Annotated in this window: 6 protein-coding genes; 3 read left to right on the forward strand and 3 right to left on the reverse strand. The window is 65.5% G+C overall.

Going from position 1 to position 9,177, the window contains the following annotated elements; all coding sequences use genetic code 11:
* Window positions 1–26: 26 nt before the first annotated feature.
* The 3 genes from A5658_RS21000 to A5658_RS21010 are packed head-to-tail and all read left to right on the forward strand — an operon-like array spanning window position 27 to window position 5,960.
* Entirely contained in the window at window positions 27–4,835 is a 4,809-nt protein-coding gene (locus tag A5658_RS21000) for an NAD-glutamate dehydrogenase (protein WP_067339685.1), read from the forward strand.
* Window positions 4,836–4,884: 49 nt separating this feature from the next.
* Window positions 4,885–5,301 carry a thioesterase family protein gene (locus tag A5658_RS21005; protein WP_067339687.1) on the forward strand — a complete coding sequence of 139 codons (417 nt, stop codon included), beginning with the start codon at window positions 4,885–4,887 and terminating at the stop codon, window positions 5,299–5,301.
* Window positions 5,289–5,960 (forward strand): hypothetical protein, encoded by a 672-nt coding sequence (locus A5658_RS21010; protein WP_067339689.1) that lies wholly within the window; start codon window positions 5,289–5,291, stop codon window positions 5,958–5,960. The genes A5658_RS21005 and A5658_RS21010 overlap by 13 nt, the downstream gene beginning before the upstream one ends.
* Here A5658_RS21010 and A5658_RS21015 read toward each other — a convergent pair whose 3' ends face one another.
* Genes A5658_RS21015 through A5658_RS21025 form a run of 3 tightly spaced genes read right to left on the reverse strand, consistent with a single transcriptional unit; the run spans window position 5,961 to window position 8,983 of the window.
* Window positions 5,961–6,995, reverse strand: a complete 1,035-nt coding sequence (locus A5658_RS21015; RefSeq protein WP_067339692.1) for an FAD-dependent oxidoreductase — start codon at window positions 6,993–6,995, stop codon at window positions 5,961–5,963.
* Between the two features lie 3 nt (window positions 6,996–6,998).
* Window positions 6,999–8,588, reverse strand: a complete 1,590-nt coding sequence (locus A5658_RS21020; RefSeq protein WP_067339694.1) for a glycoside hydrolase family 13 protein — start codon at window positions 8,586–8,588, stop codon at window positions 6,999–7,001.
* Window positions 8,588–8,983, reverse strand: a complete 396-nt coding sequence (locus A5658_RS21025; protein ID WP_067339699.1) for a globin — start codon at window positions 8,981–8,983, stop codon at window positions 8,588–8,590. The genes A5658_RS21020 and A5658_RS21025 overlap by 1 nt, the downstream gene beginning before the upstream one ends.
* Window positions 8,984–9,177: the final 194 nt, after the last annotated feature.

Raw genomic sequence — 9,177 nt, forward strand, 5'->3', positions numbered from 1 at the left:
GGGATGGGTGCGCAGAAGCGGTCGGCATGACGATTGACGCGGATGCCTGGACGAAGTTCACCGACAGCGGCGAGATTCCCGAGTGGATCTCGAGCGCCTACGCCGACAGCTACCAGGGCCCGCACCAAGACGAGGCCGACGCCGAAGCTGAACTGGCTGCCGCACCCACGGTGACGCCGGCGCTACTCGGCGCCCACTACCGGCTCGGTGCGCATCGACCGGCAGGGGAGAGCCGCGTGGCCGTCTACCCGCCCGACGGCGATGGTGGCTTCGGACCGGCGCTACAAGTGGTCACCGACGACGGCGCGATGCTGATGGATTCGGTGACGGTGCTGCTGCACCGGCTCGGTGTGGCCTACGTCGCGATCATGAACCCGGTGTTCGATGTGCGCCGCGACAGCGCCGGGGACCTGCTCGCGGTCGGCCCAAAGGACTCCGGCGGCGACGGGATCGACGAAACCTGGATCCACGTCCAACTCTCACCGTCGGTGGACCGCGGCTCCCTCGGCGAGGCCGAACGGCAGCTACCCGGCGTCCTCGCTGACCTTCGGCGGGTTGCCGCGGACGCGACAGCGATGATCGCTGTGCTCCACGATCTGGCCGATGACGTGGAAGGTAACGCCAGCGGTCACTACCCAGGTAGCGACAACGCCCACGTCGCGGCGTTGTTGCGGTGGCTGGCGGCGGGGAACTTCACGCTGCTGGGGTACCAACGCTGCCCCGTGCGCGACGGCCGGGTCTCGGGCGACACCGCGACGGCCAGCCTCGGAGTTCTGCGACGGCGCAAGGGGTCTCGGCCGCGCCTGACTCTCGACGACGAACTTTTGGCGCTGGCGCAGACCGACGTCGCGAGCTACCTCCGGTTCGGTGCCTACCCGTATGTCTTCGCGGTGCGGGAGAACGCCGACGGTGAGATTTTCGAGCATCGCCTCATCGGCCTATTCACGGTCGCGGCGATGAACGCCGACGTCCTGGAGATCCCGATCATCGCCCGCCGGATCCGCGAGGTGCTCGCGCTGGCCGACCTGGACCCAGGACACCCGGGACAGCTGGTGCTCGACGTCATCCAAACCGTGCCCCGCTCTGAGCTTTTCGCACGCAATGCCGAGCAGCTATTCGCAATGGCGAAGTCGGTGGTCGATCTCGGCTCGGGCCGCCGCGCACTGCTGTTTTTGCGGGCCGACCGCCTCGAGTACTTCGTGTCGTGTCTGGTCTACCTGCCGCGTGATCGCTACACGACCGCGGTGCGGCTACAGATCGAGGACATCCTGGTTCGGGAATTCGGTGGCACCAGCCTCGAATTCACCGCGCGAGTCACCGAATCCCCGTGGGCACTACTGCATTTCATGGTCCGTCTGGGTGAACACACTGCGGAGAAAGTCGACACCTCCGATGCCAACCGGCTCCGGCTTCAGACCCTGCTGACCGAGGCGGCGCGCACCTGGTCCGACCGGCTGATCACCGAAGCCGCTGCGGCCCGCGTCGAGCCCATTGAGGCCGAGCACTACGCGGGCTCGTTCACCGAAGCGTACAAACAGTTCGTCACCCCGGCGGATGCGATCAACGACATCGCGATCTTCGACGAGTTGACCGACGACTCGGTGAAGCTGGTGCTCTCGGATCACGATTACGACGAGACCGTCCGGCTGACATGGTATTTGGGTGGGCGAACCGCATCCCTGAGCGAGCTGCTGCCGATGCTGCAGTCGATGGGTGTGGAGGTGCTCGAAGAGCGGCCTTTCAACGTCACCCGTCCCGACGGGCTGCCCATCTCGATTTATCAGTTCAAGATCACGCCACTTCCCACCGTCCCGCTGGCCCGACCGGGCCCGGAACGAGAAGCGATGGCCCAGCGCTTCGCGGACGCCGTGACAGCGATCTGGGAAAGCCGCGCCGAGATCGACCGGTTCAACGAATTGGTGATGCGGGCTGGCCTGAACTGGCAGCAGGTCGTGCTGATACGCGCGTATGCGAAGTACCTACGGCAGGCCGGTTTCGCCTACAGCCAGTCGCACATCGAATCGGTGGTCAACGAAAACCCGGACACCGCACGCGCGTTGGTGGCGTTGTTCGAGGCGCTGTTCGATCCCGACCCCACGAGTTCGCCGAAGACCCGCGACGCGCAGGCGGCGGCGGCGGCGGTCGCTGCCGACATCGACGCATTGGTCAGCATGGACACCGATCGCGTGCTGCGCGCTTTCGCCGAGCTGATCCAGGCCACGCTGCGCACCAATTACTTTGTCACGTATGACCGTTCGGCCCGCAGCCAGAATGTGCTGGCGCTGAAGTTGGATGCCCAAATCATCGAAGAGCTTCCACTGCCACGGCCCAAGTTCGAGATCTTCGTCTACTCGCCCCGCGTCGAGGGCGTGCACCTGCGATTCGGCTACGTCGCGCGCGGTGGCCTGCGCTGGTCGGACCGTCGCGAAGACTTCCGAACCGAAATCCTGGGCCTGGTCAAGGCTCAGGCCGTCAAGAACGCCGTCATCGTGCCGGTCGGCGCCAAGGGCGGATTCGTCGTCAAGCGGCCACCACTGCCGAGCGGCGATGCCGCAGCCGACCGTGATGCGACCCGCAACGAGGGCATCGCCTGCTACAAGCTTTTCATCTCCGGTCTGCTCGATGTCACCGACAACGTCGACCACACCACCCGCGAGGTAAGCGCGCCAAGGCAAGTCGTGCGGCGCGACGGCGACGACGCCTACCTGGTGGTCGCCGCGGACAAAGGCACCGCGACGTTCTCCGACATCGCCAACGAGGTGGCCCAGTCCTACGGCTTCTGGTTGGGCGACGCCTTCGCATCCGGCGGGTCGATCGGTTACGACCACAAAGCCATGGGCATCACCGCCAAGGGCGCCTGGGAGGCGGTCAAGCGGCACTTCCTCGAGATGGGCGTCGACACTCAGACCGAGGACTTCACCGTCGTCGGCATCGGCGATATGAGCGGTGACGTGTTCGGCAATGGCATGTTGCTGTCCAAGCACATTCGGTTGCTGGCCGCCTTCGATCACCGTCACATCTTCTTGGATCCCAATCCCGATGCCGCCGCTTCATGGCGCGAACGCCAACGCATGTTCGACCTGCCGCGGTCCAGTTGGGACGACTACGACACCTCGCTGATCAGCGAGGGCGGCGGGGTGTACAGCCGCGAACACAAGTCCATTCCGATCAGCGCGCAGGTCCGCGCGGCGTTGGGCATCGATGGCGACGTCACCGAGATGACGCCCCCCAGCCTGGTGCGCGCAATTCTGCTGGCGCCGGTCGATCTGTTGTTCAACGGCGGCATCGGCACCTACGTCAAGGCCGAAGCGGAATCCGACGCCGACGTCGGTGACCGGGCCAACGACGCGCTGCGGGTCAACGCAAACCAACTGCGCGCCAAGGTCATCGGCGAGGGCGGCAACCTGGGCGTCACCGCGCTCGGACGGGTTGAGTTCGACTTGTCCGGTGGGCGGATCAACACCGACGCGATGGACAACTCCGCCGGGGTGGACTGCTCGGACCACGAGGTCAACATCAAGATCCTGGTCGATTCGCAAGTCACCGCGGGCAAGATCGACCCGGCGGAACGCGCGCAACTGCTCGAGTCGATGACCGACGAGGTCGCCGAGCTCGTGCTCGCCGACAACGCCGACCAGAACGACTTGATGGGCACCAGCCGCGCCAACGCCGCCAGCCTGCTGCCGGTGCATGCCGACCAGATCAAGTACCTGGTCGCCGAGCGTGGGCTCAACCGCGAACTCGAAGCGCTGCCCTCGGAGAAGGAGATCGCGCGCCGGCTCGAGGTCGGCATCGGGCTCACCTCACCGGAACTCGCGACCCTGATGGCCCACGTCAAGCTCACCCTCAAAGAGGAACTGCTGGAGACCGACCTGCCCGACCAAGAGGTCTTCGCCGGCAAGCTGCCGCGCTATTTCCCGTCACAACTGCGGGAGCGCTGCGGCCCGGCGATCCGCTCCCACCAACTGCGCCGAGAGATCGTCACCACCATGCTGGTCAACGATCTGGTCGACGTCGGCGGCATCAGCTACGACTACCGCATCACTCATGACACCGGCGTGAGCCCGGTCGACGCGGTCCGCACCTACGCCGCCACCGACGCCATCTTTGGCGTGGAAGAGCTGTGGCACCGCATCCGCTCGGAAGGGCTGCCGATCGCTCTGTCGGATCAATTGACACTCGACACCCGACGGCTGATCGACCGCGCCGGACGCTGGCTGCTCAACTATCGCCCGCAGCCGTTGGCGGTGGGCGCCGAAATCAACCGATTCGCAAAAAAAGTCGCGGCATTGACGCCGCGGATGTCTGAGTGGCTGCGCGGTGACGACAAGGCGATCGTCGAGAAGGAAGCCGCGGAGTTCGTCAGGCAAGGCGCATCGCGGGATTTGGCCTACATGGTGGCCGTCGGTTTATACCGCTACAGCTTGCTGGACATTATCGACGTCGCCGACATCGAAGATCGCGAACCCGACGAGGTTGCCGACACCTATTTCGCGTTGATGGACAGCCTGGGCACCGACGGCCTGCTCACCGCGGTATCCGAACTGCCGCGGGCCGACCGCTGGCATTCGTTGGCGCGCTTAGCGATTCGTGACGACATCTACGCGTCACTGCGCTCGCTGTGTTTCGACGTGCTCGCGGTCGGTGAACCGGACGAGACCGGTGAGGAGAAGATCGCCGAGTGGGAGCACACCAGCGCGTCGCGGGTCGAGCGCGCGCGACGGACTCTGATGGAGATTCACGACAGCGGGCAACGGGATTTGGCCACATTGTCGGTGGCGGCGCGTCAGATTCGATCGATGACGCGCACCAGCGGGCGAGGAGCAGCAGGTTGAGTAGCCAGCCGGCGACGATGCAGAGCGCAGCGATGAGGAGGAGCGGCGCATGAGCCCAGCGGGATTCGTTGCGCCGGTACCGGTCCGGTGGTCGGACATCGACATGTACCAGCATGTCAACCACGCGACCATGGTCACGATCATGGAAGAGGCGCGGGTCCCGTTCCTCAAACCGGCGTTCGAGGTCGACATCCTCGAAATCGGCCTGCTGATCGCCGACGTGCGGGTCACCTACAAAGGTCAACTGCGGCTGATCGATTCGCCGCTGCAGGTGACGATGTGGACCAAGCGGCTGCGTGCGGTGGATTTCACCCTCGGCTACGAAGTGCGTTCGGTCAATGCCGATCCGGAGTCCAAGCCCGCGGTGATCGGGGAGTCCCAACTGGCCGCGTTCAACATCGACGAGCAGCGACTGGTACGCCTGGCACCGCATCATCGGGAATACTTGCAGCGGTGGCTGAGGTAGCAGACCGGGGCGTGTGGCTGGGTCCCGACTCCATCGCCGCCAACCGCGCCGACCTGGCCGCGTTCGTCGAGCGGGCGGCGCGCCTCGACACCGCCGCGGTCGTCCGGTTGCGTAAACGGTCGACGGGAGAGTTCACCGCCTGGGCGGCAACCGGTTTGGACGTGCTGGCCAGCAGAGTGGTAGCTGGTGTCGTGCGACCCGACGACCTGTCGGTCGGTGCCGACGAATTGGCTCGCGGGCTTGCAGCGGTCGACGATTCCGGATACGTCGACCCGGGCTTTCCGATGGATTCGGCGTGGCGCGGTGCGTTGCCGCCGGACTCGGGGTTCACCCACCTCGACGACGTACCGGCCCGCCTGATGCTGGATCTGGCTCAGCGCGGGTCGCAGCTGGCCAAAGAGCACGGCAGCTCGCAGGGGCCGCCGGTGTCGCTGCTCGACCAGGAGGTGATCCGCGTCAGCGCCGGTGACAACAGCGTGGGTGTGCCGATGCGGTGCGTATTCGCCTTGACGGCCATGGGCTTCCTGCCGCAGGAGGCCGACGCCGTCGACTCCGGCGAGATCGTGCGGGTGCGCGTGCTGCGGGCCTGGCTACGGATCGACGCCCGCTTCGGCTCGGTGTACCGGCGGCGCGGCGACCCGGCCGTGGTGCTGCGCTGACTAGGTCGAGTAGCGCGCCCACAACGGCAGCACCTCGTCGAGGTGGTCGATGAACTTCTTCAACCCCACGCGGTATTCGACGTAGCCGTAGCGATCGACCGCGCGCGCCGGAAACGCGATCCCGACCCCGAACAGGCCTGGGGCCAGAATGCCGTTGTCGGGGTTGTAGTCAAGCTGACCCCATTGTCTGGTTTCGGGTAGTGTCCGGCGTTCCAGGCCGACGGTGTACACCGCGAGATCGCACTCGGCGAGCTTCTCGTCGAAGTCCGGGCCGTCGACCAGACAGCGCTCCAGGCGGTCCGGCAGCACGCCGTCGATGTTCTCCCGGGCCCACACCGCAGCTCGGCCTTTGAGGCCGGAATCGTCGAACAGGATCCAGTCATCCAGGTAGACAGCGTATTTGAGTGGGCTTCGGTAGAAGTTGACGATCTTGGCCACCGGGTGGCGGAGCAGATGCGGAAGCACGATCATCGACGAGTGCGATGAACCGAACACCGCGACGGTGGCGTTGTCCAGCGGTTGCTTGGCGAGCTTTTCCGGGTCGAGGGCGACTTCCAGCGGAATCTCCTGCAGCTGGGGATAGTTCAGCTTCTTCGGCGTTGCCCCCACCGCCAGGATCACGTTGGCGGACGTCAGGTCCCGCTCCTCGGTTTCGACCCGCCACTGCCGGTTCTCCAGAACCAGCCCAGTCGCCGTAGTCTCGAAGGTGACCACCCGTTCCCGCAGCCGCTCGGTGATCCATCGCAGTGGATCGGCGACCAATGCCAGTGCGCAGGTTTCCTCGGGGTCCGTCTCGGTCAGCGGCATCGAAGGTGCTTCGGCGAACCGAAAAGAGTTGGCGCCGTTCAGGTATTCCAGGAAGGTGCCGACCTTCGTATTACTGGATACCGGCCGCCATTTAGCGCCGAGATCGCCGGCCTCGAACGACGGATCGATCCAGGCGATGTCTCGGTCGGCTATCCCGCGGTCGAGCAGTTTCCCTACGGCCGCGATGCCGGCAGGTCCGGCGCCGATGACTGTCCACACGTACGTCATGCGTTATGTATCGGACGGCAGCACCAGCCACGCCGCCGCGTTGCCAGGCAACTTGCCGTCGGCCAGTGGCGCGCTGGTCAGGATCGGCTCACCTTCGGGCAGCGGGATCGGCCGCGTGCCGGCGTTGAGGACGCAGCACAACCCGTCGTCGCCCCGGGCGAAGGCGAGGGTGCCCGCGGGTGTATCGAGCCAGTCGATGCGGTCGCTTGCGAATTCGACACGGCTACGCCGTAATTCGAGGGCGTGCTGAAAGAACGACAAGGTGGAGTCGGGGTTGAGCAGCTGCTTTTCCACCGTCAGCGACTCCCATTCCGGCGGAATCGGCAACCAGGTGTCGGCCGAGGTGGAAAACCCGAACGGTGGAGCCTCACCGCGCCACGGCATCGGAATACGGCATCCGTCGCGGCCGCGGACGGTGTGGCCGGAACGCTCCCAGGTGGGATCGCGTAGCGCCGCGTCGGGCAACTCGACATTCGGCAGGCCTAATTCCTGCCCGTTGTATAGGAATACGGCACCCGGCAGGGCGAGTGTCACCATCGCCATCGCGCGTGCCCGGTCCAGTCCGACCTCACCGCCGCCGTAGCGGGTGGGCGCCCGAACGACATCGTGGTTCTCCAACGTCCATGTCGGAGTGGCGTTTTCGATCGCGGCGGCCGCCAGGGTGTTGGCGATGGCATCGTGGATCTCGGTGAGGTCGAATTCGGCGCGCACCAGGCGGAAGTTGAAACCCAGATGCAGCTCGTCGGCGCGAACGTACTCGGCCCAGCTCGCGTTGTCGAACACCCAGACCTCGCCGATCGTCACCGCCTCTGGGAAGTCATCCATTACGCGCCGGATTTTGCGGTGAATCGCATGCACGCCTGCGTGGTTGAACCGGGGGTCACCATCGCTGAGCATCCGGGGCCGCATTTCGACGTCGGTGTCGGGAAGGCCGGGCGGCTTGGCCATTCCATGTGCGACATCGATGCGGAAGCCGTCGATGCCGCGCTCCAGCCAGAATCGGAGCGTCTTCTCCAGGTCGTCGAAAACCTCAGGGTTTTCCCAATTCAGGTCCGGCTGTTCGACATCGAAGAGATGCAGATACCACTGACCTGGCGTGCCGTCCGGTTCGGTGACCCGCGTCCAGGACGGGCCGCCGAACACCGATTGCCAGTTGTTCGGTGCCTCGGACCCTCCGGGCCCGCGTCCGTCGCGGAAGATGTAGCGGTCGCGCGCGGCGCTGCCCGGTGCGGCGGCCAGCGCCTCCTGGAACCACGGGTGTTCGGAGCTGGTGTGGTTGGGCACCAGGTCCATGGTGATCTTGACGCCGCGCTCGTGTGCCGCAGCGATGAGTCCTTCCAGCGAGGCCAGGCTGCCGAACAGCGGATCGATGTCGCGCGGGTCCGAGACGTCGTAGCCGTGATCGGCCATGGGGGACACCATGATCGGGCTGAACCAGATCGAGTTGACACCGAGTCGGACCAGATAGTCCAACTGGTCGGCCACCCCGTCGATGTCGCCGACGCCGTCGCCGTTGCTGTCGGCGAACGATCGCGGATACACCTGGTAGAACAACGCATCCGCCCACCACGGCCGCGGTCGAGGTGTGTTCATCAGAACGCCGAATTCACCATGGAGTGCGCCGCCATTTCGAGATAGTCGAGCAACGCTTTGCGATGCTCGTCGTCGAGGGTTGTCGAGTCGATCGACGCGACGGCGACGTGCATACACCGCAGCCAGGCGTCGCGTTCGAATGGTCCGATCTGGAACGGCACATGCCGCATCCGAAGCCGGGGGTGGCCGCGCTGCTCGGAGTACGTACGCGGGCCGCCCCAATACTGCTCGAGAAACATCCGCAGTCGCTCCTCGGCGCCGGCCAGGTCGTCTTCGGGATAGAGACGCCGCAGAATCTCGTCCTCCGCGACCAGCTCGTAGAACCGCGACACGATTCTGTGGAACGTATCCGCCCCGCCGACGGCGTCGTAGAAGGTCTGTTGTGGTTGTTCCATCGCCATCCATTGTGAGCCATGCCCAGAGCGAGCCGCAGAGTCGGCACCGGGTGTTCACCGGATTGACCAGCGGACACCCGCCAATTTGACGTGCACTGGCCGACGAATCGTGGTGGACTGGTCGGCGGAGGACGAATGGCGCAGCGCACAAAACGCCGCAGCCACCACAGTTCGGGTGCGGCGGCAGGCCTCAG

This window comes from Mycobacterium sp. 1245111.1, assembly GCF_001673405.1.
GTDB lineage: Bacteria > Actinomycetota > Actinomycetes > Mycobacteriales > Mycobacteriaceae > Mycobacterium.